Source organism: Pseudoalteromonas sp. MER144-MNA-CIBAN-0113 (assembly GCF_040308965.1).
Lineage (GTDB): Bacteria > Pseudomonadota > Gammaproteobacteria > Enterobacterales > Alteromonadaceae > Pseudoalteromonas > Pseudoalteromonas tetraodonis.
Genome location: NZ_JBEOOG010000529.1, coordinates 1 through 245, shown reverse-complemented (window position 1 = coordinate 245; position 245 = coordinate 1). Strand labels below are relative to the sequence as shown.

1 protein-coding gene is annotated in these 245 nt (G+C 41.2%); it reads left to right on the top strand.

What is annotated here, in order from left to right; all coding sequences use genetic code 11:
- Nucleotides 1–245, top strand: a 245-nt coding sequence (lptD, locus tag AAEY57_RS20800; protein ID WP_350608760.1) for an LPS assembly protein LptD, incomplete at both ends; no start/stop codon positions are given.

Here is a 245-nt window from a genome sequence, read left to right as displayed (position 1 = left end):
CGGGTATTCAGTATGATACTGACGGTAAACAAATTATTCAGTCTAACGTAACGCTCGACTATAAAGGCGACGATAATGAGCTAGTTCAATTGAACCATCGGTATTCAGATGATGTCTCAGGTAATGCAATTGAACAAACAGGCTTATTTACAAGCATTCCAGTGAGCGACGAATGGCAGTTTATTGCAAGCTATCACCGCGACCTTGAAAATAACCGCAGTATCGAAGTATTAAGCGGACTACAG